The 25,507-nt window shown below is 38.8% G+C and carries 23 protein-coding genes; 16 read left to right on the forward strand and 7 right to left on the reverse strand.

The window, feature by feature from the left end:
• Positions 1–8: 8 nt before the first annotated feature.
• Positions 9–653: a V-type ATP synthase subunit D gene (locus EP1X_RS02365; protein ID WP_055281309.1), complete on the forward strand. Its 645-nt coding sequence runs from the start codon at positions 9–11 to the stop codon at positions 651–653.
• 44 nt (positions 654–697) lie between these two features.
• Positions 698–1,927 (forward strand): DHHA1 domain-containing protein, encoded by a 1,230-nt coding sequence (locus EP1X_RS02370; RefSeq protein WP_055281311.1) that lies wholly within the window; start codon positions 698–700, stop codon positions 1,925–1,927.
• On the opposite strand, the gene EP1X_RS02375 is transcribed toward EP1X_RS02370, so the two are convergent.
• Complete coding sequence (locus EP1X_RS02375; RefSeq protein WP_055281313.1) at positions 1,924–3,075, reverse strand: inositol-3-phosphate synthase; 1,152 nt, start codon at positions 3,073–3,075, stop codon at positions 1,924–1,926. The genes EP1X_RS02370 and EP1X_RS02375 overlap by 4 nt on opposite strands.
• Before the next feature lie 323 nt (positions 3,076–3,398).
• Between EP1X_RS02375 and EP1X_RS02380 the strand changes: the two genes are divergently transcribed.
• The 7 genes from EP1X_RS02380 (at position 3,399) to iorA (ending at position 11,284) form a co-directional block, all read left to right on the forward strand.
• Complete coding sequence (locus tag EP1X_RS02380; protein WP_055281403.1) at positions 3,399–4,982, forward strand: extracellular solute-binding protein; 1,584 nt, start codon at positions 3,399–3,401, stop codon at positions 4,980–4,982.
• Positions 4,983–4,993: 11 nt separating this feature from the next.
• Positions 4,994–5,935 (forward strand): carbohydrate ABC transporter permease, encoded by a 942-nt coding sequence (locus EP1X_RS02385; protein ID WP_055281316.1) that lies wholly within the window; start codon positions 4,994–4,996, stop codon positions 5,933–5,935.
• Positions 5,932–6,801, forward strand: coding sequence for a carbohydrate ABC transporter permease (locus EP1X_RS02390; protein WP_055281318.1), 870 nt, complete (start codon positions 5,932–5,934; stop codon positions 6,799–6,801). Before EP1X_RS02385 ends, EP1X_RS02390 begins: the two co-directional genes overlap by 4 nt.
• A gap of 5 nt (positions 6,802–6,806) precedes the next feature.
• Positions 6,807–7,892: an ABC transporter ATP-binding protein gene (locus EP1X_RS02395; protein ID WP_055281320.1), complete on the forward strand. Its 1,086-nt coding sequence runs from the start codon at positions 6,807–6,809 to the stop codon at positions 7,890–7,892.
• 62 nt (positions 7,893–7,954) lie between these two features.
• Positions 7,955–8,635 carry a TIGR00289 family protein gene (locus EP1X_RS02400; RefSeq protein WP_055281322.1) on the forward strand — a complete coding sequence of 227 codons (681 nt, stop codon included), beginning with the start codon at positions 7,955–7,957 and terminating at the stop codon, positions 8,633–8,635.
• Positions 8,636–8,640: 5 nt separating this feature from the next.
• On the forward strand, positions 8,641–9,321 hold the full coding sequence (locus EP1X_RS02405; RefSeq protein WP_055281324.1) for a DUF4152 family protein: 681 nt from the start codon (positions 8,641–8,643) through the stop codon (positions 9,319–9,321).
• A 76-nt stretch (positions 9,322–9,397) separates the two neighbouring features.
• The gene (gene iorA, locus EP1X_RS02410; protein WP_055281326.1) at positions 9,398–11,284 is read left to right on the forward strand and encodes an indolepyruvate ferredoxin oxidoreductase subunit alpha; all 1,887 of its coding nucleotides are present in this window, start codon (positions 9,398–9,400) and stop codon (positions 11,282–11,284) included.
• Positions 11,285–11,286: 2 nt separating this feature from the next.
• Here iorA and EP1X_RS02415 read toward each other — a convergent pair whose 3' ends face one another.
• Genes EP1X_RS02415 through EP1X_RS02425 form a run of 3 tightly spaced genes read right to left on the reverse strand, consistent with a single transcriptional unit; the run spans position 11,287 to position 12,091 of the window.
• Complete coding sequence (locus EP1X_RS02415; protein ID WP_055281328.1) at positions 11,287–11,544, reverse strand: hypothetical protein; 258 nt, start codon at positions 11,542–11,544, stop codon at positions 11,287–11,289.
• Between the two features lie 5 nt (positions 11,545–11,549).
• On the reverse strand, positions 11,550–11,828 hold the full coding sequence (locus EP1X_RS02420) for a hypothetical protein (protein WP_055281330.1): 279 nt from the start codon (positions 11,826–11,828) through the stop codon (positions 11,550–11,552).
• A 5-nt stretch (positions 11,829–11,833) separates the two neighbouring features.
• Positions 11,834–12,091: a hypothetical protein gene (locus EP1X_RS02425; RefSeq protein ID WP_055281332.1), complete on the reverse strand. Its 258-nt coding sequence runs from the start codon at positions 12,089–12,091 to the stop codon at positions 11,834–11,836.
• 73 nt (positions 12,092–12,164) lie between these two features.
• Between EP1X_RS02425 and EP1X_RS02430 the strand changes: the two genes are divergently transcribed.
• Both EP1X_RS02430 and EP1X_RS02435 read left to right on the forward strand, forming a co-directional pair.
• The gene (locus EP1X_RS02430) at positions 12,165–12,452 is read left to right on the forward strand and encodes a hypothetical protein (protein WP_055281334.1); all 288 of its coding nucleotides are present in this window, start codon (positions 12,165–12,167) and stop codon (positions 12,450–12,452) included.
• Positions 12,442–13,194, forward strand: coding sequence for a YbaK/EbsC family protein (locus EP1X_RS02435; protein ID WP_055281335.1), 753 nt, complete (start codon positions 12,442–12,444; stop codon positions 13,192–13,194). Before EP1X_RS02430 ends, EP1X_RS02435 begins: the two co-directional genes overlap by 11 nt.
• Here the strand turns inward: EP1X_RS02435 and EP1X_RS02440 are convergent.
• The 3 genes from EP1X_RS02440 to trmBL1 are packed head-to-tail and all read right to left on the reverse strand — an operon-like array spanning position 13,177 to position 16,094.
• A complete protein-coding gene (locus EP1X_RS02440; protein WP_055281337.1) occupies positions 13,177–13,629 on the reverse strand; it encodes an HIT family protein in 453 nt (150 codons plus the stop codon). The genes EP1X_RS02435 and EP1X_RS02440 overlap by 18 nt on opposite strands.
• A gap of 33 nt (positions 13,630–13,662) precedes the next feature.
• Positions 13,663–15,033, reverse strand: a complete 1,371-nt coding sequence (locus tag EP1X_RS02445) for a glycogen/starch synthase (protein ID WP_055281339.1) — start codon at positions 15,031–15,033, stop codon at positions 13,663–13,665.
• Between the two features lie 35 nt (positions 15,034–15,068).
• Positions 15,069–16,094, reverse strand: coding sequence for an HTH-type sugar sensing transcriptional regulator TrmBL1 (trmBL1, locus tag EP1X_RS02450; RefSeq protein ID WP_055281341.1), 1,026 nt, complete (start codon positions 16,092–16,094; stop codon positions 15,069–15,071).
• An 84-nt stretch (positions 16,095–16,178) separates the two neighbouring features.
• Here trmBL1 and EP1X_RS02455 point away from each other — a divergent pair, with 84 nt between their 5' ends.
• The 5 genes from EP1X_RS02455 to EP1X_RS02475 form a co-directional block, all read left to right on the forward strand.
• Complete coding sequence (locus EP1X_RS02455) at positions 16,179–18,146, forward strand: alpha amylase N-terminal ig-like domain-containing protein (RefSeq protein WP_055281343.1); 1,968 nt, start codon at positions 16,179–16,181, stop codon at positions 18,144–18,146.
• Positions 18,147–18,253: 107 nt separating this feature from the next.
• The gene (locus EP1X_RS02460) at positions 18,254–19,519 is read left to right on the forward strand and encodes an extracellular solute-binding protein (RefSeq protein WP_055281345.1); all 1,266 of its coding nucleotides are present in this window, start codon (positions 18,254–18,256) and stop codon (positions 19,517–19,519) included.
• Between the two features lie 49 nt (positions 19,520–19,568).
• Complete coding sequence (locus EP1X_RS02465; RefSeq protein ID WP_055281347.1) at positions 19,569–20,471, forward strand: carbohydrate ABC transporter permease; 903 nt, start codon at positions 19,569–19,571, stop codon at positions 20,469–20,471.
• Positions 20,468–21,811 carry an ABC transporter permease subunit gene (locus EP1X_RS02470; protein ID WP_055281349.1) on the forward strand — a complete coding sequence of 448 codons (1,344 nt, stop codon included), beginning with the start codon at positions 20,468–20,470 and terminating at the stop codon, positions 21,809–21,811. Before EP1X_RS02465 ends, EP1X_RS02470 begins: the two co-directional genes overlap by 4 nt.
• 10 nt (positions 21,812–21,821) lie before the next feature.
• On the forward strand, positions 21,822–25,507 hold a 3,686-nt coding region (locus EP1X_RS02475; RefSeq protein ID WP_055281351.1), incomplete at its 3' end, for a glucodextranase DOMON-like domain-containing protein.

The following is a 25,507-nucleotide window of genomic DNA, read 5'->3' on the forward strand; positions in this document are numbered from 1 at the left end:
TGAGTTGAATGGCAGGAATACTAAAAGTGAAGCCAACCAGAATGGAACTGCTTAGATTAAAGAGGAGAATAAAACTTGCAGAAAAGGGTCATAAAATACTCAAAGAGAAGCAAGATGCTCTCATAATGGAGTTCTTTACCATTTATGATGAGGCAATAGCTTTGAGGAGAGAACTCAATCAAAAAATAGCGGAGGCCTTCGAGCAACTTAGATTGGCTGAAATTGATATGGGTGTAGTGAGATTAAGTGAAACTGCTCTGAGTGTTAAACCTAATAGAGAGATAAATATAAAGAGAAGGAATATCATGGGAGTTCCGGTACCACTTATTGAAGCAGAAGGATTTAGAAGAGATCCCTATGAGAGAGGGTATGCGTTTGTTTCAACTTCTCCTAAAGTGGATGTTGCAGCAGAAAAATTTGAAGAGGTTCTGGAATTGGCCATACGCCTTGCAGAAATTGAAGAAACATTAAAGAGACTTGCAAAAGAGATAGAGAAGACTAAGAGAAGAGTGAATGCTTTAGAGTACATCATCATACCGAGGATGAAAGATACTGTGAAATACATCAGCCAGCACTTGGATGAAATGGAAAGGGAAAACTTCTTCAGATTGAAGAGAGTTAAGGCTCTTCTTGAGGCTAAAGCTCAGGGTTAGTTATCTTTTTATCTTTTCACTGAGATTTTATTCTGGTGAAAACTATGACAGTTAAGTTATTTTATGCTGATCCATATTTAAAAGAAGCTGTGGCAAAGATAGAGGGAATTGAAGTTAATGGAGATAATATTAGACTCAAACTGGATAGGACTATCTTCTATCCTGAGGGAGGAGGTCAGCCGGGTGATATTGGAATTATAAAAGGAGAAGGATTTAGAATTGATGTGAAAAAGGTAGAAGGAAAAGAAGAAATTTGGCATGAAGGTAGGATTAAGGGGAGGCTCCCCCAAATTGGGGAAAATGTAGAGCTCGAACTTGATTGGGAGTGGAGATATGAAAACATGAGGCAGCATACCGGGCAACACATTCTTTCTGCTATTTTAAAAAAGATGTATAACAGTGATACAACGGGTTTTCAGATCTTTCCTGATTACAATAAGATAGAGATAAACTTTGATGAGGAGTTAACATGGGAACATCTTCTTGCTGCTGAGTTAGAGGCAAATGAAGTTGTTTGGAGTAATATTCCTGTGGAGGTCAACGAGTATGATGAGCTCCCCAAAGAGATTGGCAGTTCTCTTAGGAAAGCTCTTCCAAAGGATGTAACTGGAAAAATTAGAATTGTAAAAATAGATGAAGTGGATTTAATTCCCTGCGGAGGTACACACGTAAAGAACACTGGGGAAGTTGGGTTCATAAAAATAGTTAACTTTTATAAAAAAAGCAAGAACATATGGCGTATAGAGTTTGTCTGTGGTTATAGGGCTTTGATATATCTAGATAAGCTCTTGGAGGATTATTGGAAAAGTTTAGATGAGATGTTGAATAAAAACAGACCTCTTTTTAATAGAATAATAGAAGTCAAAGAAAATCTTGAGGCTCTTGAAGAAGAAAAAGACAAGTTGAGGAGAGAGATGTGGAAATGGAAGAGCAAGGCACTTCTACAGAGTGCTGAGAGTATCAATGGAATAAGAGTTGTCTCCATTGTAGAAGATGCTTCTATGAAGGACGTCCAAGCGTTTGTAGTTCATTTTGTAGATAAAAATCCTGATACAGTAGTATTAATAGTGGGGAGCAATTACTTGATTTTTGCAAAAAATAGAGAGGTTAAAGACCTTGCAATGAATGAACTCCTCAAAGAAGTTCTCAATGAAGTCGGTGGTAGTGGAGGAGGGAGTGAGATCTTAGCCAGAGGAGGAGGGTTTAAAGAGGCTCCAGAGGAGGTCCTTAGAATAGCAAAGGCTCTCCTAAAAGAAAAAATCAAAAAGAGTTAAAGCCACTTTGGTTTTAATCCTGCCCATATTCTCATCTTTTCATGGGCGATTATCCTTGGTATGTTGCCTTTTTCCTGTGGTCCAGGATTTTTCATGTAAAAAGCGTTTACTTCGTAAATTGTTCCGAATTCTTTTCTCTCGGTGGCAATTTTGCCCAATCTCACCAGATCTACTAGAAGGCCTGCTAAAGCTGGGCTGTCGTTGATCCTTCCATTTATTATAAGCTCGTCAACTGCTCCATTAAAGCTTACATATTCAATGTGCATTGCAATGAACTTCCTATCTCCTAAGGGTTCCAGAAATCCTGTGGGCTTAATATAGTGGGGGGCATCATATCCAAGGAGCTCTTTAACAATGCTGGACTTTGTGAATTCTTTACTCTTGTTTCTTTCTTTGTCTGTTAGGGCTAGAAAGTCTGTATTTCCTCCAATGTTAAATTGAGCAATGTCTTTAACGTATCTGTTCCTCTGGGCCAAATGGGTCAGGACATCTGCAGTAAATGGAGTGGCACCTGTTGCTCCATCATCTCCGAATATCACCAAATTGCTCTCTCTAGCGAGCTCTACAAAAGCAGGGTCGTTTGCTATCAAGGTTGGAATTGCATTTACAAAAGCCGCACCATTTGTCTCTTTTGCATAAAGAGCTGCAGCATATGCATATACTTGGGTTGCAGTTAGCCTATCTCTATTGTCATTTTCAATTGCTGCAATGAGCTCTTCCTTGTTCTTAAATGGAACAAAGGCCTCTGTTGTGCAGACGTTTACTATTACATCAACTTTTAGCTTTTTCCATTCATTAACAAGGGTCTCAACGGCTTCTTTAAGAGACATTTCATCCTCCAGTCCTTCAACTTCAAAAGGTAGATTTCTCAAGCTGTTCAAGTGAATTCCTTTCTTCACAACAACGTTTTTTAGGTTCTTAGGTATGTGGCCGTCCCAATAGTTTCCAATTATCTCATAGAGAGATTTTCTAATTTTGTCTTTATCCACATCGTAACTACCAACTATTTCAATATCCTCGATTTTTATGGGGAGATCATTTTCCAAAGGGATACCATAATATCCTAATTCGCCGTTTTTTATTCTCTCTACACCGAGAGCAAAAATACTCCCCACGTATCCTTGACCTAGTATCACCACACGCACCATTCATATCACCTCTCTCTAGTTATTTTATAATTATTAAATATTTTTTGGTTTATAATCTTTTATCTCCAATATATAACACTTTCAGTGATACAAAAAGGTTGATAAATGAGCTTTTGTTCTAAAGAGAAAATTTTTCAAATGGATTATGTAAATGTTTATAAGAGTTAGTTTCCAAAAATGTCTTCGGTAAAGTTGCTACTAAGCTTCCTCTTATAATAACATTATGCCTTTTTGGCCTTTGAATCTTCCGAAATTTTCGGAGGTGGGAAGTTGTGAAAGGGAAACTTGGAGCAGTAGTTATATTGGTGGTTCTTTTTGGAGTGATGGCAAGTGGGTGCATTGGTGGCCAAAAGACTTCTGAGACAAAAATAACTACCGTTGAACTGAGTGGAGACTTTGTCAAGGATGCAGTAGCGATAGGGAAGGTTCTTGAAGAAAACGGAATAAACGAAGTTAAGTTTTCTGCATGGGGCTCTGGAGATCCCAATAGTGTTATGAGGGTTCATGGGATTGTTGAAGCAGCTAGAAGGATAAACAAGATCTGGGAAGAGAATGGTGTTAATGTAAAGATAATAATAACTGACAAACATTATGCCGCAGCTTTTCAAGATGCTTACCAAGAGTATCTTAGCAAACAACCTCTTGGTCAGGCTGGAGACTTCTTTGTAAATTCCTACGCATTCTTACCGACCCTAGCAGATGAAGGCTACATTCTTGATATAACAGAATACGCCAACGCATACAAGAGTGTAATAGAGGACTTCTATCCATCCCTTATAGAGGCTTCCAAGTTTGATGGAAAGCTATATGGGTTGCCTCAAGATACAGAGGCAAGACCTCTTTACATAAGGAGAGACGTAGCTGCAAAGATTGGTTTCAATTTAGAGGGAATCGAAGAGAAGGTTAAAAATGGTGAATTCACATGGAGCGACGTTTATCAGTGGGCAAAGAAAGCAAAGGGAAGTGGAGTGGCAGAATGGGGCCTTATACACAGAAAAGGTTCCGCTCATCCAGATTTGATTCAATTCATCTTCGCTTTTGGTGGAAAGCTCTACAATGAAGAGTCCAAGAAGCTTGTCGTTGATGTTCCTGCAATTTACAAATGGTTTTACGTTGAGTGGAAATTTGTTCAGGATGGTCTTCTTCCAGGGGATATAATGAGTTGGGACTGGGCGAAGCAGATCCATCCTGCGATTGTTGAAGGAAGGACACTCTTTGACATTGGCGGAACATGGTATTGGACAGAGTGGCAAACGAAGGATTACTATGGAAAAGAAGGGACTCCAAGACCTATAAAGCCCGACGAAGTCCAGAACTGGTTTGCTTATACATTATTCCCTGCTGGTGAAAAAGGACTACAACCAGTGACTCTGAGCCAACCCTTTGTATGGATGATAAACTCCAAAGCAGGTCAACAAAATCCAAAATATGAAGAACTCGAGGAAATATATCATGAGCTTGCTTTCTTAATGATAATAAAAGCAAGTGACCCAGATATAAATGCAATACACAGTGTAATAAGTGCTCATTTACCTGTTAGAAAAGCTGCTGCAGAGCTCATTAGTGATGAAAAGTGGCTTAACGACTTAAAGAGCCTTAATCTGGACTTGGATCAAGAAGTGAAAGATAATCTGAAAGACATAGTTGCAACTACAGTGCATCCAATAAATGCCAAGTTCCTCGCTGACGTGAGCTATATGCTAGAATATACAAAATTCGCCCCAGCTCATCCAAAATACCCTGCATTGGCCGATATATTCAAAGAGGCTTTAGATAAGGTACTAAGAGGAGAAATGACCCCAGAAGAAGGTGTTGATTATATAATCCAGAAAGTAAATGCAGACCCAGAGCTTGCTGAGAACGTAGAGGTTATTGGAGAAATTCCAAAAGACTGGCAATTCCCATGAGGTGAAGCTTTATGAAGGGAGAAAAGCTTCGAAGTCTTTCCTTTTTTCTTTCTCCAATGATAGCAATGGTGGGCATATTCTATTTAATCCCCCTTGTATTCACTGTTTATATAAGCTTCACTAAAATGAGGAACTGGAATACGGAGAAGTATTTGAGTGAGATTGTTGGTCTTTATAACTATCAAAGGCTCTTTCACATGTTTCAGCATGATCCTATGATTAGGGCGATTCTTCTAACTACTGTTGTTTTCGTGGGGATAACGCTCCTCATAAATGTTTTTGGAGGACTTCTTTTAGCATTGGGAACATTCTTTATAAATGAGAGTTCTGCTTCAAGTATTAGGCTTCTCTGGTTACTTCCTAGAATGTCCCCAATAGCTGTTTATAGTTTAGTGTGGTACTACTTCTTCCATGGGAGTGATATTGGGACATTGAATTCTATTTTGCTTAAGTTGGGTCTTGTCTCTGAACCAATCCCCTGGGGTCAAATAACTCCTTGGGGAGTGTGGAGCATTATTATCTTTGTTAATGGGCTTGTAGGGGTTAGTTTTGGTATGATAGTCTTTACGTCTGCGTTAAATCAGATACCTAAAGAACTCGTGATAGCGGCTAGGGTAGATGGGGCATCTGCATGGCAGATTTCAAAGAAAATTTTAATCCCCATGCTAAAGTGGCACTTTCTTTATGTCCTTACTTGGCAGTTCCTTAGCTTACTCACTACTTATCCTCACCTTTTCCTGTTAGTTGAATGGGATTTAGTGAATAGAGATTATGGAACAACGCTTGCTTTATATGTTTTTAACACTGCTTTTGGACGTGGAGAACAAGACCAGGGTTTAGCAGCGGCGGCAGCAGTTTTATTATCCATAATTGGCATCATGGGTGGCTATGTTACTCTAAAAGTACTCCAATTTGAAAGGATGATCCATGAGCCGAGGGGTGATGTAGAATGAGGGATGTAGAAACTAGGCCCAAGAGATATGAATGGCTGATAATAGCGGTCATCATCTTTGCAAGTCTCCCTCTTATATTAGGATTTGCTCTGTTGGTTCTCTCGAGCTTTAGCAAGGATATGATAACTAATCTAAGTCCAGAGTCTTTTCGGCCTACTATTGAGAATTGGGTAAATGTCTTTCAAGGAAAATTGGCCATAACAGGAGGTATACGTCAGAATATATTAAAAATAACATTTAATACTCTAGTAGTTGCTCTTGGAGTTTCTGGTATAGTTACCTTGATTAGTACACTTGCTGGTTATTCTCTCTCGAGAATGAAATTTAGAGGGAGAAAAGCAATGATGCTTCTTCTCCTTGTGCTTCATGCTTTTCCAGGAGTTGCATTAATTGTAGGGGTTTATCTTTTCTATCGTCTGACTTTTCCTCAAGATCCGTCTCTGGTTCGAATTTATTCATTTTTCTATGTAGTACTTGCAAGAGCGGCTCTAGAAATTCCAATGTCCGTATGGTTAATGAAAGGTTTCTTTGACACAATCCCTTGGGAGTTTGAATGGTCTGGAATAATAGATGGGGCCTCTAGGATCAAAGTGTGGTGGAAGATAATGCTACCCTTAATAAAACCAGGTATATTGGCAGTAGCTTTGTTTGGATTTTTAGCTGGTTGGCAAGATTTGATTTATGTAAGAACATTTTTAATAGACCAAACTCTCGCAACGTTTATTGAGGCCAACATTGAGGCAGAGTACTCACACATGCCTCTCATAGCAGCCGCTGGAACGCTATATCTTTTACCTACTATAATCTTTTTCCTAACGGCCCAACAATTGCTCCTCCAAGGTTATTCAGGAGGAATCAAAGGGTGATGGAGATGGTTATGATAACATTGGAAGGGATTACAAAAAAATTTGGGGATTTCACGGCGTTGGATAGAATCAATTTGGAAATAGAAGATAAAGAGTTTATGGCATTATTAGGACCATCAGGGAGTGGAAAATCTACCCTATTATATACGATAGCAGGGATATATCGACCAACTGCTGGAAGGATATACTTTGATGATAGGGACGTTACAGAAATTCCTCCAAAAGACAGAAATGTAGGTTTAGTATTTCAAAATTGGGCGCTTTATCCTCATATGAAGGTATTTAAGAATATAGCTTTCCCTCTTGAACTTAAAAAAGCTCCAAAAGGGGAAATAGAAAAGAAGGTTAAAGAAGTTTCTAAAATGTTGCATATTGAGCATCTTTTAGATAGATATCCTTGGCAGCTTAGTGGTGGTCAGCAGCAAAGAGTAGCAATAGCAAGAGCTCTAGTTAAAGAGCCAGATGTTTTACTACTGGATGAACCGCTAAGCAATCTAGATGCCCTGCTTAGATTAGAAGTCAGAGCAGAACTTAAAAGACTTCAAAAAGAGCTTGGTATTACTGCAGTTTATGTAACTCACGATCAGGCAGAGGCCCTAGCAATGGCAGATAGGATTGCCATAATCAAGGAAGGAAAGATACTTCAAGTAGGGGACCCAGACGAGGTGTATTATAAACCAGCATATAAGTTTGTAGCTGGATTCTTAGGTAGTCCACCAATGAACTTCGTTGAAGCTGAAATAAAGGAAGGGAATCTCTACATCTATCAGAGCATAATTCCAGTACCACAACAATATAGGGAGATTGTCAAAAAACTAAATATTAGTGAAGCACTCTTTGGATTCAGACCTCATGATGCAGAGATTGTTAAGGGAGAAGGGAAAGGCATTAAAGGGGAGGTTTATTCCTTTGAACCCCTTGGAAGAGAACAAATAGTCACGGTAGCAGTGGATGGTGAAGTTTTTGTGAAGGTTTTTGCTCCAGAGGGAGAACACTTCAAATTTGGGGAGAAAGTGACTATAATTCCAAATGAGGACAGGGTTATTCTTTTTGACAAGAAGACTGAGAAAGCCTTAGAATTTCTTCTCTAGTTTTCCAAAATTTTTTAAAGTGCTACCCTAATTAGGTTAAAAACATGAAGAGGGAATAGAAGATGAGAGTTGCAGTACTTTTTTCTGGAGGAAAGGACTCTACATATGCTCTCTACTGGGCATTAAAGCAAGGATTTGATGTTAAATATCTTGTGAGTATGCATTCTGAAAGTGAGGAGAGTTATATGTATCATGTCCCGAACATCCACTTAACCGAGTTACAGGCTAGAGCGATTGGGATTCCCCTTGTAAAAGGCTTTACAAAAGGGGAAAAAGAAAAAGAAGTGGAAGATCTTAAGAATGTATTAGAAGGGTTGAAGATAGATGGTGTGATTGCTGGGGCGTTAGCCAGTACATATCAAAGAGAGAGAGTGGAAAAGGTGGCAAAAGAACTGGGATTAGAAGTGTTTGCCCCATTCTGGCAAGCTGATCCAGAGGAGTATATGAAAGAAATTATTAAAGTGGGTTTTGATGTGGTAATAGTTGGGGTGTCAGCATATGGCCTAGATGAGCGGTGGCTTGGAAGAAAAATAGATGAAAAGGCCATACAGGAATTAAAAGCGCTCAATAAAAAGTATAAGGTGCATATAGCTGGCGAGGGCGGTGAGTTTGAAACGTTTGTTAGAGATGCTCCATTTTTTAGAGCGAGGATTGTATTTGATGAAGTTGAAAAGATATGGGATGAGTATACTTCTTCGGGAGTGTTGTTGATTAAAGCTGCCCATTTAGAGTCTAAGGAGTGATGATTATGAGAATAGTGGCTGCTGATACTGGAGGAGCGGTACTTGATGAGAACTATAATCCAATTGGTCTTATAGCAACTGCTGCCGTTCTCGTGGAAAAACCATACAGAACAGCTAAAATAAGTATTGTGAGGTATTCAAATCCCTTTGATTATGATTTAAGTGGGCGACAGGCACTAAAAGATGAAGCTTTTTTAGCTTTAAAACTTGCAAAGAAAGTTAAACCTGATGTAGTCCACTTAGACTCAACTCTTGGGGGAATAGAGATTAGAAAGCTTGATGATCCTACAATCGATGCTTTGAGAATCTCAGATAGAGGAAAGGCAATATGGCACAGCTTAAGCAAAGATCTACAGCCGTTAGCGAAGAAATTCTGGGAAGAAACAGGAATAGAAGTGATTGCTATTGGAAAGGAAAGTGTGGCTGTGAGAATAGCTGAGATCTATGCGGGTCTTTATTCAGTCAAGTGGGGAATTGAACACGGTCTAGAGAAAGGTTTTATCAGAATAGGCCTTCCACGATATATGAAAGTTGAAGTAAAAGGCGATAGAATCTTTGGAGAGAGTTTAGACCCTCGAGAGGGTGGGCTTTATGGTGAATTGCTTATTGAAAAGAAAGATTTTGAGTGGCAGGTTTATCCCAACCCAATAGCTAGGACTTTTATGGTATTTGAGATAAGGGCCTAAAAATTTTCGATTTTTAAATCTTTTTTCCGAACTATAAGTTTTATAGGTCTAAATTGAAAAAGCTTTGGTGGTGTCTATGGAAATAGCGAATTCACAGTCCTCGGTTGCTGTTCCTAAAATTTCAAATAAAAAGCTTCTCATGGGGAATGAAGCAATTGCGTATGGGGCTTTAGAAAGTGGCATTTCATTTGCTACTGGTTATCCAGGAACACCTTCCACAGAGGTTATTGAAACAATAGCTAGGTTAAACCCAGAAGTTTTTGCAGAATGGGCACCTAATGAAAAGGTTGCGCTTGAAGAGGCTGCGGGTGTTGCGTATACTGGCCTTAGGGTCCTTGTGACTATGAAATGTGTTGGACTTAATGTTGCAGCTGATCCTTTAATGAGCTTGGCCTATTCTGGGGTCGAAGGAGGATTAGTTATTTTAGTTGCGGATGATCCTGGTCCTCACACATCCCAAACAGAACAAGATGACAGGTATTATGGTAAGATTGCTCTATTGCCAGTATTGGAGCCTGCAGATGTCCAAGAGGCACATGATCTAGTAAAATACGCCTATGAGCTTAGTGAGAAGTACAAAGTCCCAGTTATTTTCAGGACAACTACTAGGGTTAATCATACCACTGCAGATGTTGAAGTTGGCGAGTTTATTAACCTCAATAGAGAGCCTAAATTTAAAAAAGACATTCAGAGATACGTGAGAGCTTCAATGAAAGGCAATCTTGAGAGACATAGATGGCTTAATCAAACATTAAAGGAGATTGAACTTGAATTTGAGAGTATCCCATTTAATTGGATCGAAGGAGAGGGAGAGATAGGAATCATAACTGAGGGAGCGCCATATAACTATGTTAAAGAGGTCACCTCAAAGATGGGAGAGAACTTTAAGATCTTGAAGCTTTCAACTCCTCATCCCCTACCCAGAAAACTTGTAGTGGAGTTCTTAAGAAGTGTCAAGAAGGTTATAGTGATTGAAGATGGAGCTCCTTTTTTAGAGGAAGAAGTCAAAATTGCTGCTTATGAGGAGGGAATATTGATTCCAATTTATGGGAAGAGAACTGGACATTTACCTCTTGAAGGGGAACTGACTCCGAGAATTGTAAGAAATGCCCTCTTAAAGATCCTTGGTAATGAAGGAGAAGAGTATGTGAAGCCTAAGGAGGTGGAAGAAGCGGAGAAATTAGCTCCTTCAAGACCACCAACCATGTGTCCAGGTTGTCCACATAAAGGGTCTTATAGGGCTTTGCTTGATGCCCTTAGGCAGTTAAAATTCAAAAAAGATGAACTCCCAATCCATGGAGACATAGGATGCTATGCTCTATCGCTCCTTCCCCCCTTAGAAGCAATATGGACGGAATATGTAATGGGAGCGAGTATAAGCTTAGCAAACGGCCAGAGTATAGCAATGGGGAAGAAAATAATAGCAACAATAGGAGATTCTACATTCTTCCACAATGGACTACAGCCACTCGTAGATGCTGTTTACAAAGATCTTGATGTTCTTATCATGATTCTTGATAATAGAACAACGGCAATGACGGGACATCAACCACATCCTGGAACTGGGGGAAGTGAAACCGGCAGGAAATTCAATGAAATAAATATTGAATCTCTTGTGAAAGCATTAGGAGTTAAGTATGTGAAAACAGTTGATCCCTATGATCTCAAAGCTACAAAGGAAGCTATAAGAGAAGCAATGCAAACCAAAGGACCAGCGGTTATCATAGCAAAGAGAGAATGCATAATCCCAGTTATAAGGAGAGGTGAAGTCGGGGAAATCCCCCTGGTTATTGAAAGCAAGTGTACTGGATGTAAAGCGTGTGCTTTGTTAACAGGATGTCCTGCATTAGTCTTTGATAGTGAAAGCGGCAAAATGAGAATTGATTCGCTTATATGCACTGGTTGTGGACTTTGTGAACAGTTGTGTCCGTTTGATGCAATTGTTTATCCAAACAAAGAGTGATTCTATCTCTTTTTATACCATTTATCATCATAGAAATACTTTCCATGGGCCTCTGCATAAGCTTCGGAAGTTCTTCTCCAAACGATAAAACCGTAGAGAGCAGCTATTATGATCATGAAGAGTCCTATCTCAAGGCCAAATCTCTTTATGAGTTCTACCATTCCCAATAGGGGCACTACAAAAAGGCCGAGTATTACAAGGGCCATTATTCCAAGAAGGATTTTGAATCCATAGCGTTCCATGAAGAGATCAAGATCCAAAATTCTCACCTCCTCGTCTTTTTCTGAACAATTTTATACAAACTCTCTCCATGAACTTTTCTATGGGATTTTTTGTACTCGGTAATTATTCCTTTTGTACTTCTGAGAACTAGTGCAAATGCGAGAGAGAAGCCTATTACTAATATTGCATATGCTAGCTCTTCTTTTTTGATAGCTATAAGATAAAAGAAGAGATAATGCAGAGGGACTATCAATGCTATTACTGTTATGAATATCATCAAAATTTTAAACCCGTATCGCTCCATGAAAATGTCAAAGTCCATTTTCCTCACCTTTTCCATTTGTACCAATATCTGCCAAAGATTCCACCCGCAAAAACTCTTGATTTGTTAGCAATTCCACCTAGAACTACTGCAAAGAGTAGAATGAATGCAATGATTTGCAATGCTTCGGAGTACTCTCCTCTGAAGAGATCTGGGAGTGCGGGGGCTATGAGAAATATTCCTATCATGACAGCAGGCACTCCGAAGACCAATAGGAGAAGGATTTTAAATCCATACTTTTCCATAAATAGGTCGAGGTCCATTCGACCCACCTCATTTTATTTTCCTAAATTAAACTTTAAATAATTTGTCTGTTAACTCTTGACGGTGTGAAAAATGAAAATAGAAGAGTTGATCAAACTGGTTGATGATGCAATAGCAAATGTAAAGATAGCAATAGTAAGTAGTAAGCAGAGAATTTTTGAGAGCCCACACACTTCATGGGAGTTCACTAAAAGGTCTCTTGAACTGGAAGATGAACTTGAAAAGTTGAATAAAATAAGGGAGTATCTATCGACTTTTAGTGCGGATGAGGACGTGGAGGAGAAGTTCTCAAAAGAAGAGTTGAAAGAGCTTCTAGAATACTTGAGGGTTATGCGGGAGATGAAGATACATGAATTTTAAGGGAATTGAAGAAAAAGTAATTAAGTTCAGGGATGAAAGACTCTGGAGAAAGTATCATACTCCAAAGAACCTTGCAATCTCATTGGCAATCGAACTTGGGGAACTTTTGGAACATTTCCAGTGGGAAACGAATGATGAAATCTTTGAAAAGATCAAAAACAAGGAAGTACAAGAAAAGATTGAAGAGGAGATGGCGGATATAATAATCTACCTTGTTATCCTAGCTCATGAACTAGGAATAGATCTAGATAAGGCAGTAGAAGAAAAGTTGAAGAAGAATGAAGAAAAATATCCCGTAAAAGAAATAAGAATTGAAGAGATCGTTAAAGAGCTTGGAGGGGAGATAATAGAACCGAAAGGAGAAGTAAAAAGTGTAAAGCAAGTTGTGAAACTTCTTGGTGTTCAACCAGATCAGATAATTAAATCTCTGGTTTTTATAGTAAATGAAAGTGAACCTATCCTTGTTATAGTGGATGGAAAATCAAAGGCAAGCATTGAAAAATTGAAAAAGGTCTTTGGGAACGTTAGAATGGCAAAAGCCAAAGAAGTTGAGAGGATTACGGGATATAAAGTTGGTGAAGTTCCACCGGTAGGGGTTCCCATAAGAACAATAATGGATAAGAAAGTTCTTGGGAAAGAATTTGTAATTGGGGGAGGAGGGAGGATAGATAGATTAAGTAAGCTCAGTCCAAAGAAAATCCTAGAATTTCAAAAGGCTGAACTTTTAGATGTTGCGGAATAATTCCACCAGTTTCTTCTTTTCGTCTTCTTTTAGTCTGTTCTTTATCCATCTTTCTTTAAGACTTAAGTTTTCATCTTCAACATTAAGAACAGCCTTTCGTATGCCTCCTCTGGGGAAGGTGCTATCTCCCTTATATCGAGGAATAACGTGTATATGGAGATGAGGAACTGTCTGTCCTGCAGCTTCTCCGAGGTTAATTCCTATATTGAATCCATCGGGATTTAGAAGTTTTTTGAGGTTTTGGATTGAGATTTCAATTCCCTTTAAAAGGGCAAATTTTTCATCTTCTCTTAGATCCTCCAGCTTCTCTACGTGTCTTTTTGGAACTACAAGTAAATGTCCTTTGTTCGCTGGATATGAATCTATCAAAATCCTAATCTTTTCATCCTCGTAAAGGAGGGCCCCTTGAGCTGGAATACAGAATGGGCAGTTCATATTCTCACCCCAAAATTATAAAATAAAAGAACATTATCTTAAAAACTCCACAGCTTTGTCTATATCATTTCTATAAGCTCTCAGATATCTCTTACAAGCGTTTTCCCACGTAAAAACCTCTTTTGAGCGTTTTTTGCCATTTTGGCGCATTTTCTCGAGGGCCACTGAGTTCTCTTCTTTTAGCTTACTCATCCTCAAAATAGCCTGTGCAAGAGCATTGGGATCTCTTGGTGGGACTAGCAATCCAGTAGCGTTTTCTGTATCTTCATCTAGGCTTATTATTGTGTCTTTTATTCCTCCAACAGCTGAACCTATGGGAATTGCTCCTAAACACATTGCCTCCATTTGTACAAGTCCAAAGGGCTCAAAGTATGATGGAACAATTATAAAGTCAACACTACCATAAAGTTCTCTTGTAAATTCTCTCTTTAGCATCTCGGTTATTACTTTGATGTTTTCTGGGTACTTAGCTCCCAAAGCATGAGCCCAACTTTCAAGTTCTGGATCACCTTTTCCTATTATAAGAAAGCGCATCTTTGAGAACTCACTTGGATATTCATGTGCGATAGTTTCAATTGCTTTTAGAAGGGTATCAACACCTTTCTGGCCTCTGTCAAATCTACCAATGAACATAAATGTAGTGCCATCGCTTAAGCCCAGGGCCTCTAGGATTTTTCTCCTTCTTTCTTCCCTTGGAAGAGCTTTATTTTCTAATAATTCTTCATTCCAAAAGTCACAGGCTATGCCATTATAGACATATGTTGCTTTTCCCTCAAAGTTCTTATAAAACTCCCATTCTTCCCACAAATAACTTCTGCTCACTGTAGTAACTAAATCTGCTATGTATGCTCCTACATATTCGGGATCTATATCAGGATATGGTGCGAGTTCTCCTAAGTGGGCCTCGTGGAAGTAATATGCCGGAACTTTGGATTTGTTTAATCGGTGAATTGTAAAAACTGCCGGAAGTTGGAAATATTTCTTAATTAAAGCACCCGCAAAGACAGTGTGCCAGTCATGGAAATGTAGGACATCTGGCTTTCCTTCCTTCTCTATGAGGAAATTTAAAAGTCCAACTGTGGCCTTTCCAAATTGTATTGCTTTACCCAGCATTCCCTCCCATCCCGGTCCATAAACATCCTTGTTATCTAGGAGTGGACTGCTTATAGCAAATACCCTGACTCCATTTTGGAGCCTCTCATATACTTGTATCTTCTCTTTCCCATTATAAATTGCAATCTCGAATTCTAGTGTCCTCTCGCCTTCTATATGTCCGTGGGAAGGTGTAAACACCCAAACTTCATTGCCAAGTTTTGCTAAGGTTTCAGCAATGCTTGTTATAGCTTCTGCCAACCCTCCGACTTTCACTGGTAAATATTCAAATCCTAATATTAGTATTCTCATAATACTGACCTCCTATTTTTTAGTTTTGTGACAGGTTATTCAAGGAGGATGAACTTTTCTCCTTCTATATCCTCGAAATAGCTTCCTAATCCTCCAATTTTCCATGCCTTTCCATTCTCATCTATAAGTGTTATATTGGCGGTTAGGGAGGTGTATTCATACTCTGTTACTTTGCCCTTGATGGTTGCCTCTTCCCGGGTATCAACAAAATGGCCAATAATTTCCATAGCTTTAGGTAGTTTTGTTTGATTAAGAATGGTTATGAGAGTTCTTATATTCGCAACTTCAAAGGGTTTTTTGAGTTTTTCATAATCAACGGGTTTCACGAGTTCACTGTTATCAAAGTACATTGTATAAAACCAGTGCATGTAGTTTTGGATTAATTTTGGAGACTTGCCCCAGAAGGAGTAAAACTTTTCCCTTCTCCGATCCTTTGGAAGAGCTCCAAAGAAAAGAGCATAGTCAATATCTCCAATAACCCAAGTTGCCATTAGCCAAGGTGCTCCTCCACTTTTGGCTAGAATGATATTCTCTCTATTTAACCAGTCCGGAATTTCATCAAAGTTACTTACAATGACGAAGATTATGTCTTTTCTCTTTCTAATCTCGTCCTTGAGTAGTGTGAGGAATTCAAATGGAGTATTTATTAGCACTTCTCTTCTGGCACTTCTCACTATGTATTCTGCCCTTTCGAGAGTGTTTTCAAATCCATGGATTGTCCAAATTTCTGGTATATCCTCTCCGTGAACGGATTTATATAACTCCAGAAGGGCGTCCTTTATAACTCCAATATCGTTTATTATTTCTTCTTTTAATTTTTCAAAAACAAGTTCTGGGTTCACTGGTTTATACATCCTTGGAGTACCATGCATTATATCGACGAATCCTTTTCTATGAAGGGAGCTGAGAACGTCGTATATTCTAGTGTGGGGGATCCCACTTTCTTTTGTAAGGTCTGTAGCTTTGCTTGTGCCAAGTTTTAGAAGGGTTATATAGGCTAGGCTTTCATATTTTGTTAAACCAAGCTTCTGTAGCATTTTAATTATCTCTTCTTCTCTCATTTTTCCTCCTCCTAAAAATTTTTAATATTCACTACTAATAATTTAAACATTAGAGGTGATATATAATCATTAGGGGTGTTTATTATGTATAAAATTTTCGGCTTTAGAAATGATGAATATTTAGGAAAAGTTGGAATTGTGGAATTTTCAATACCAAAGAGTGGTACATATGCTTATCTTCTGGGAAATTTCAATGCATTTAATGAAGGGAGCTTTAGGATGAGAGAACAAAGAAGTAGATGGAGTATAAAGATCGAACTTCCTGAAGGATTTTGGTATTATGCTTTTTCGATTGATGGTAATTACGTTCTTGATCCTGAAAATGAAGAGAGAGCTAATTTTAGAAGGGTTTCATACAAAGCTGAAATAAAAGCTAACATCGCGAAAATTTACTCAGGAGAAAAGTTCTATCACTATCCTTCAGTTAGTTACCTCTATTCTTTGGGTCACTATACTTATATTAGGTTTAGGGCCCTTAAAGGAAGTACTAAAAAAGTGTTCTTTGTAGAAAAAAAGAAGTATGAAATGGAGAAAAAAGCTGCCGATGACCTTTTTGAATATTTTGAAGTTAAAATTCCCAAACAAACCAAGCTTTCTTACTATTTTGAAGTTCATAGTAAAGATGGGATTCTTCATTATGGAGATTTTGAAGTTGATCTTAAGGAACAATCCAAGAAATACTGTGTTCCTTTTTGGGTTTTTGATAGGGTGTTCTATCAGATAATGCCTGATCGATTTGCTAACGGAAACCCAGAAAATGATCCAAAAGATGAAATTAGATTTGGGAATATATCTCATCATGGGGGTGATTTAGAGGGAATACTTCAGAAAATTAGTTATTTAAAGGAATTGGGAGTTAATGCTCTTTACCTGACTCCAATCTTTGAATCGATGACGTATCATGGATATGATATACTGGATTATTATAAAGTAGCTAAAAAATTTGGAGGAGACACGGTATTTGAGGAATTTATTACAAAAATGAAAAGAGAAGAGATAAAAGTTGTTTTGGATGGAGTGTTCCATCATACGAGTTTCTTTCATCCGTATTTCCAAGATGTCCTAAAAAATGAGAATAAAAGTAAGTATAGGAATTTTTACCGAATAACTGGATTTCCAGTAGTTTCTAAGGAATTTCTTGAGCTCTTAAATTCCGATATTCCTTGGAACGAGAAATACAAAAAACTTAAGTCTTTTAAGTGGAATTACGAAAGTTTTTTCTCTGTGTGGTTAATGCCTCGTTTGAATCATGACAATGAGGAGGTTAGAGAATTTATTAAGGACGTAACTCACTACTGGCTTAGAAAGGGGATCAGTGGATGGAGATTAGATGTTGCTCACGGAGTGCCACCAAAACTATGGAAAGAGGTACGGGAAAACCTACAGGAGAGTGCATATCTAATTGGAGAAGTTATGGATGACCCAAGGTTATGGGTATTTGATAAGTTTCATGGGACTATGAATTATCCTCTTTATGAAGCAATTCTTAGATTTTTTGTCAATGAGGAGATAAACGCTCAAGAATTTCTAAATTGGCTCGAACTGTTGAGTATCTATCTTGGGCCAGTGGAGTATACAATGTATAACTTTCTTGACAACCATGACGTGGATAGAATGCTCGGCTTACTTCAAGACAAAAGGAAATATGTGTGTGCATTAGTTTTTCTTTTCACATACAAAGGAATCCCTTCAATTTATTATGGAAGTGAGATAGGTATGGACAACACAAAGGGAGCATTTATGGAACGCTCAAGAACACCCATGGTATGGGACATGGAAAAGTGGGATAAGGAGTTATTTGAAATTACTCGGGAATTAATAAAACTCAGAAAAACCAGTAAGGCACTTCAAATTGGAGCGTTTGAACCTATAGAGTTTAAGGATGGTTTGCTTCTTTACAAAAGAGTGCACAAAGATGAGGATATCTTAGTAGGGATTAACTATTCAAAGAAGAGGGTAGCAATAAAAGAAACCCCTAAGCAGGTTTTATTGGGTCATTTGGATGGCAAGTATCTGGGTCCATTTTCGTTCTTTATTGCACATTCATTGTGAATATTTGTACTCTTTTATCATCCTGAAACAAAGTGAACATTAAAGCGTAAGGTATATATATCACCGGCGATGATACTAAATTTGAAATCTTTGATGAGGTGAAGGGGATGAAAAAAACTCTATATGCCTTGTTATTTATTGGAGTATTAGTCGTGGCCGTTGTGGCAAGTGGGTGTATTGGGGGAGAGACCACTACTCAACCAACGTCAAGCCCCACCCAAACCACAACAACTACTGAAGAAAAGAAGGTCACGATTGTTATTTGGCATGCCATTGGTCCGAATGAGCTTAAGGCTTTTGAGGATCTTATAGCAGAATTTGAAATTGAGTATCCAAATATTGATATCCAGCTTGAGCAGAAAGCTGATCTTGAAACCTCACTCAAAGCTGCCATTCCTGCAGGTCAAGGACCTGATCTCTTCATGTGGGCTCACGACTGGATTGGTAAGTTTGCTGAAGCCGGACTTCTTGAGCCGATTGATGAGTATGTAACACCGGAAATTCTTAACAAGTTTAGTCCAATGGCTCAAAATGCAATTGAGTATGGTGGACACTATTATGCAATGCCATATGCCGCTGAGACTGTCGCGTTAATTTACAACAAAGATTTAGTTCCAAACCCACCAAAGACTTTTGATGAGATGAAGGCTATTATGGAGAAGTACTATAACGAAGCTGAAGGAACTTATGGACTTGCTACTCCAATGGATCCATACTTCCTTTCAGGATGGGTGCATGCATTTGGTGGCTATTACTTTGATGACAAGACAAAGACTCCAGGTCTCGATAAGCCCGAGACTTTGCAGGGCTTCAAGTTCTTCTTCGAGCAAATATTCCCATATGTTGCTAAAACTCAAGATTATAATGCTCAAGTGAGTCTTTTCCATGATGGAAAAGCTCCAATGATGATAAACGGACCATGGAGCATCCCTGATGTTAGAAACGCTGGAATTAACTTTGGAATAGTCCCATTACCCGCTATCAACGATCAGCAAAGACCTCACCCATATGGTGGAGTTAGATTAATCTATGTTGCCAAACTCACAGATCCAAGTAAGAAAGATGCTATTTGGACATTCCTCAAGTGGTTTACTACAAATCCAGATGCTATAAAGACTCTTTCACTCCAAAATGGATACATTCCTGTTCTTACTGAAGTGCTCAATGATCCAGAAATCCAAAATGATCCAGTGCTCTATGGATTTGGTCAAGCAGTTCAGTATGCAATTCCAATGCCAAAGAGCCCAGAAATGGGTGCTGTATGGGGACCTGTTGGAACAGCTATCACTGATATAATTGCTGAAAAGAAGACTATTGAGCAAGCCCTCCAAGATGCACAAAAAGAAATCCTTGATGCCCTTAGTGGCGGTTGATAATTTTCTTTTCTTTATTCTACTTTTATTATTCTTCGGGGGTGAATAAATGGGCAAAAAAACCATGGCTGCTCTCGCTTTAATAATCCCTGGTATGACGGCATTTTTATTCTTCAATATCTATCCAATACTCTATTCTATATATATTGCGTTCACAAATGCTAAATTGGGCAATTTTCCAATTCAAGCCCCAAATGCTGAGGCTTTAACATTTGTTGGGTTAGAAAACTTCAAATGGGCGTTGGGTGATCCAAAATTTAGATCTGCATTTGTGTGGACATGGGGTTTTGTTGCAACAAGTGTGACTTTAAAAGTTATTGTTGGAATTCTTTTGAGTGTTCTTTATAACAATAAGTATGTAAAAGGAAAGTTCTTCTATAGGGCATTGTTAATAATCCCTTGGGCATTACCCTTGCTCTTTTCAGTGATGGTGTGGCGTTTTATGTTTGACCCTGTAGTGGGACCTATAAATATCATATTGAAGGATGTTGGAATAAGTAATCCTCCAGATTGGATGACAAGTGTAACTTGGGGTTTTGTGGCTCTAAATCTAATTGAAGTATGGCTTGCTTATCCCTTTATGATGACGGTAATAACTTCAGCCCTCCAAAGTGTACCGGACACCCTTATAGAAGCAGCGATTATTGATGGGGCAAGCTACTGGCAGAGATTGACCAGAGTTGTTATACCAATTGTAAGTAAACCAATTGCATTTGCTACTATACTAACATCTGCAGCAAGCTTCCAATACTTCCTGGTGCCATTTATCTATAACGCTGGTCTTTTTGAAGATAGATTCTTACTACTTTATGGATATAGAAAGGCCTTCGGAAGTTCAGTGCCTCACTATGGAAGGGCTGCTGCAATTCTTCTAATAGCCACGATAGTATTGGCTGTTTACATGTTTGTCAACATGAGGATAACCAAACTTCAGGAGGGTGTCAAAGGATGAAATTCAAAATTGAAATTCCTAAAAGGAGAGATGAATTAATAAAGTCGATTTTATTAACACTATTTGCCTTGTTTGTATTAGCCCTCCTCTTATTCCCAGTTTATTATATGGCAATGCTTTCAATTAAACCTTCGGGGGCTCTTGCGACTACTGAGATTGATATAGTGCCTGATGAGGTGACCTTCTCCAATTATAGGAATCTGCTTTTTGGCCATATAGAAGGCCTAATAAAAACAACAGACTTCGGGATAAAGGCAGAAAGTGGTACTATAAAGGATACCCTAAACAGGTATGAGGTGAGATTTCAAGAAGGTGAGATAACTGGAAGTTATTCGAGTAGATTTACTCTAATAGATACAGAGGTCATCGAAAGAAGTGGTGGGGAAGAGAGAGAAGAGCCGGATGGTACAAAAGTTATAGTACGGGGAGATAGTATAATACTGAAAACACAAAAAGTTGAAAGTACGGGAGGCGTTAAAAATCTCAAACTACTTGCAAAGAAAGTGACTTTGATTATACATGCTCCTGCTGAGGTACCAATAGATATCTCAAAGTTCACTAAAGTCGGAGAAAATACGTATGAAGCTGAAAACATTGAGCTTGTTTTAAAAGATGGAGGAATAATCTCCACTGAAAAAGCAACTTTTACAACTACTAATTTTGCATTCATACGCCTTGCAAAAGTTGGTGGAGAAGTCCCGGATTACATGAAACGAAGTTTGTTAATAGCAAGTTTGACTGTTATCCTAACCCTGCTCTTTGTTATTCCTTCTGCGTATGCATTCTCTAGGCTGAAGTTCTTTGGAAGGGAACATGTATTGTACTTTTACTTGATGTTTACCCAAGTGGCTGGTGGATTAGGAATAGCTGGATTGGTTGCTCTTTATGGGATGTTGGTAAAGCTTCATCTAACTAATAATATCTTTGTCTTACCCATTATTTATGCTGCGGGAGGTGTGCCATTTAATACTTGGTTGCTCAAGTCATATTTGGACTCAATTCCACCAGACTTTGATGAAGCAGCATTAGTAGATGGTGCAGGGTATCTACAAATCATAAGGCACGTTCTTATCCCAATGGCATTACCTGGATTAGCAACTGTTGCAATATTTGCGTTTATTGGGGGTTGGACAGAGTTAATTCTAGCCAATTTGCTTCTTAACCAAGAGAATTATCCTCTTACCGTATGGCTCTATACAATGCTTGCTAATTTGAGGTCTATTTCGTGGAACCAATTTGCAGCTGCTGCATTGGTATTTGCTCTTCCAGTATTTATCATGTTCCTCCTAGCCCAGAACTATGTTAGGAGTGGGCTTACTCTTGGAGGATTGAAAGAATGAGGTGATAAAAATGAAAAAGGGTTTGGCCCTACTTTCAATATTTTTGATTCTTCTGAGTGTATTCGGAACAGGAACAAAAGCAGAAGAGCCAAAGCCACTGAACGTAGTAATTGTATGGCATCAGCACCAGCCCTATTACTACGATCCAATTCAGGATATGTATACAAGACCATGGGTTAGACTACATGCAGCAAACAACTATTGGAAAATGGCAAATTATCTGAGTAAATATCCCGATATCCACGTTGCTATAGATTTATCAGGGTCTCTTTTAGCTCAGCTTGCAGATTATATGAATGGTAAAAAGGATACTTATCAAATAGTTTCAGAAAAGATAGCTAATGGGGAACCACTAACTCTTGAGGACAAATGGTTTATGCTACAAGCCCCAGGAGGATTTTTTGATCATAGGATACCTTGGAAAGGAGAACCAGTTGCAGACAAAAATGGCAACCCATATAGGGATGAGTGGGATAGGTATACAGAGCTCAGAGAAAAGAGAAATGAAGCATTCAAAAAATATGGAACTCTTCCTTTGGATGAGCAAAAGGATAAGATAACAAGCGAATTTACGGAGCAAGACTATATTGACTTGGCAGTTCTTTTCAACTTAGCTTGGATTGACTATAATTATATAATAAACACTCCAGAACTTAAGGCTCTCTATGATAAGGTAGATGTGGGAAGATACACAAGAGACGATCTTAAAATAGTACTGAACCATCAAATGTGGCTTCTAAATCATACATTTGAGGAACACGAGAAGATAAATTATCTTCTTGGAAATGGAAACGTTGAGGTGACTGTAGTTCCTTATGCGCACCCAATTGGACCTCTACTTAATGACTTTGGATGGTATGAGGACTTCGATGCTCACGTTAAGAAAGCTCATGAGATTTACAAGAAGTATTTAGGCGATAATACAGTCGAACCTCAAGGAGGATGGGCAGCAGAGAGTGCATTAAATGATAAGACTCTTGAAATATTAGCTAACAATGGATGGCAGTGGGTGATGACAGATCAAATGGTTCTTGATATTCTTGGAATTCCAAATACTGTTGAAAATTACTATAAGCCTTGGGTGGCAGAATTTAATGGCAAAAAGATTTATCTCTTCCCCAGAAACCATGATCTAAGCGATAGGGTAGGATTTAGATATTCTGGAATGAACCAGTACCAGGCAGTTGAAGATTTCGTGAATGAGCTTCTAAAAATACAGAAGGAAAATTATGATGGAAGCCTTGTTTATGTTGTTACTCTTGATGGTGAAAACCCATGGGAACACTATCCATTTGATGGTAAGTTGTTCATTGAAGAGCTCTATAAGAAACTTACCGAGCTTCAAAATCAGGGTCTTATAAGAACAGTGACTCCAAGTGAATACATTCAAATGTACGGAGATAAAGCCAATAAACTTACTCCAAAGTTGATGAAAAGGCTTGACTTTACTACGGAAGAGAGAGTTAAGGTATTAACGGAGGCTCAGAGCCTTGGAGAGCTTTATGATCTAGCAGGTGTTGAAGAGAACATGCAATGGCCAGAGTCCAGCTGGGTTGATGGAACACTCTCTACATGGATAGGAGAGTCTCAAGAAAACTTAGGATGGTATTGGTTATATCTTGGAAGAAAGACATTATTTGAAAACAAGAACAAGATAAGCAATTGGGATACTGTATACGAGTACCTCCTAAGAGCAGAGGCAAGTGACTGGTTCTGGTGGTATGGAAGCGATCAGGATAGTGGCCAGGACTTTACTTTCGATCGCTATCTTAAAACCTACCTGTATGAAATGTATAAATTTGCAGGTCTAGAAATTCCAAGCTATCTTTTTGGAAACTACTTCCCCAATGGAGAGCCATATATATTAAGAGAATTGACAGGACTTCCTGAGGGAGAAAAGAAAGCTTGGTCAAGTTTATCTTCACTAGCTGAGGGAGTGGAAGTCTATTTCGATGACAAAGGGGTACATTTCATTGTAAAGACTACAAAGGACTTTGAAATAAGCATATTTGAGCCTGGAAAAGTCATGGGTAACACCTTTACGCTTCTTCAATCTAAACCAACTGAACTTAGATATGACATCTTTCCATTTAGCAAAGACAGTGTAGGTCTTATGATAACTACACACATACTAGTAAGGGATGGAAAAGCTGAGATATACAAAGCAACGGATTATGAAAATAGTGAGAAAGTTGGAGAAGCAGATATTAACCAGATAGAAAATGGAATAGAAGTAATACTTCCATTTGACTACCTAGATAGTCCAGCAGACTTTTACTTTGCTGTTTCAACAGTTAACGAGCAGGGAGAACTGGAGATAATAACCACTCCTATTGAAGTAAAACTTCCAAAGCAAGTTGAAGGGGTCGTCGTTGCTGAGATAAAGGATGTAGAGGGAGATGATTACGGTCCTGGAACGTATACTTACGCTACAAACAAAGTTTTTGTTCCTGAGCATCTTGATCTCCTTAAGGTTAGAGTTCTTGAAAAGCCAGGATCTTATGTGTTTGAATACTACTTCAAAGAACTTGGCGATAACCCATGGAATGGGCCTAATGGTTTTAGTTTGCAGATTATTGAAGCGTACTTTGACTTCAAAGATGGGGGGAACACGAGTGCAATAAAGATGTTTCCAGATGGACCAGGAAGTAACGTAAATTTAGATTCAGATCATCCATGGGATCTCGCTATTAGAGTTGCTGGTTGGAACTATGGAAACATAATAGTACTGCCAGATGGTACCAATTATCAGGGAGAGATGAAGATCTCCGCTGATCCGGCTAGAAATGCAATAGTTGTGGAGGTTCCAAAGAAGTACCTTCCAAAACTCCCTGAATACATGGCTGTGCTTGTTGGTTCTCAGGATGGTTATGGGCCTGATAAGTGGAGGCCTATAGCTGTGGATGCTGAGGAGTGGAAAGGTGGTGGCGGTGACGTTAATGCAGTGATAGCTGGAGTAGCTCCAAGAGTCTATGATCTATTAGCTCCAGAAGGCTTTAAGCCTACTCAAGAAGAGCAATTAAACAGTTATGATGCCGAAAATCAAAAGAGAGCAGTGGTGAAAATGATACCTGTCACAACAAGTACAAATGTAATAATTGAGGTTGATGATCCCCAGGGAGATGATCATGGACCTGGCACATATACTTACGCTACAAACAAAGTGTTTGTTCCAAATCACCTTGATTTACTTAAATTTAAAATGCTTGACACAGGGGAGACTTACACTTTAGAGTTCTACTTTGCAGAACTGGGAGGTAATCCATGGAATGGGCCTAATGGTTTTAGTTTGCAGATTATTGAAGCGTACTTTGACTTCAAGGATGGTGGAAATTCATCTGCCATTAAAATGTTCCCAGATGGCCCTGGTTCAAATGTAGATCTCGACCCTGAACACCCATGGGATTTAGCATTAAGGATAGCTGGTTGGGACTACGGAAATATAATAGTCCTTCCAAATGGGGAATCAATTCAAGGGGAATTGAAGATCTCCGCCGATCCTACTAAGAACGCAATAATTGTTGAAGTTCCAAAGAAGTATCTTGAGATCAACAAGGACTATGGAGTATGGGGAGTAATTCTCGTTGGTTCTCAGGATGGTTATGGGCCTGATAAGTGGAGGCCTATAGCTGTCGAAGCTGAAGAGTGGAAGGGTGGCGGTGGAGACGTTAATGCAGTGATAGCTGGAGTAGCTCC

The sequence above is a fragment of the Thermococcus sp. EP1 genome (assembly GCF_001317345.1).
Classification (GTDB): domain Archaea; phylum Methanobacteriota_B; class Thermococci; order Thermococcales; family Thermococcaceae; genus Thermococcus_A.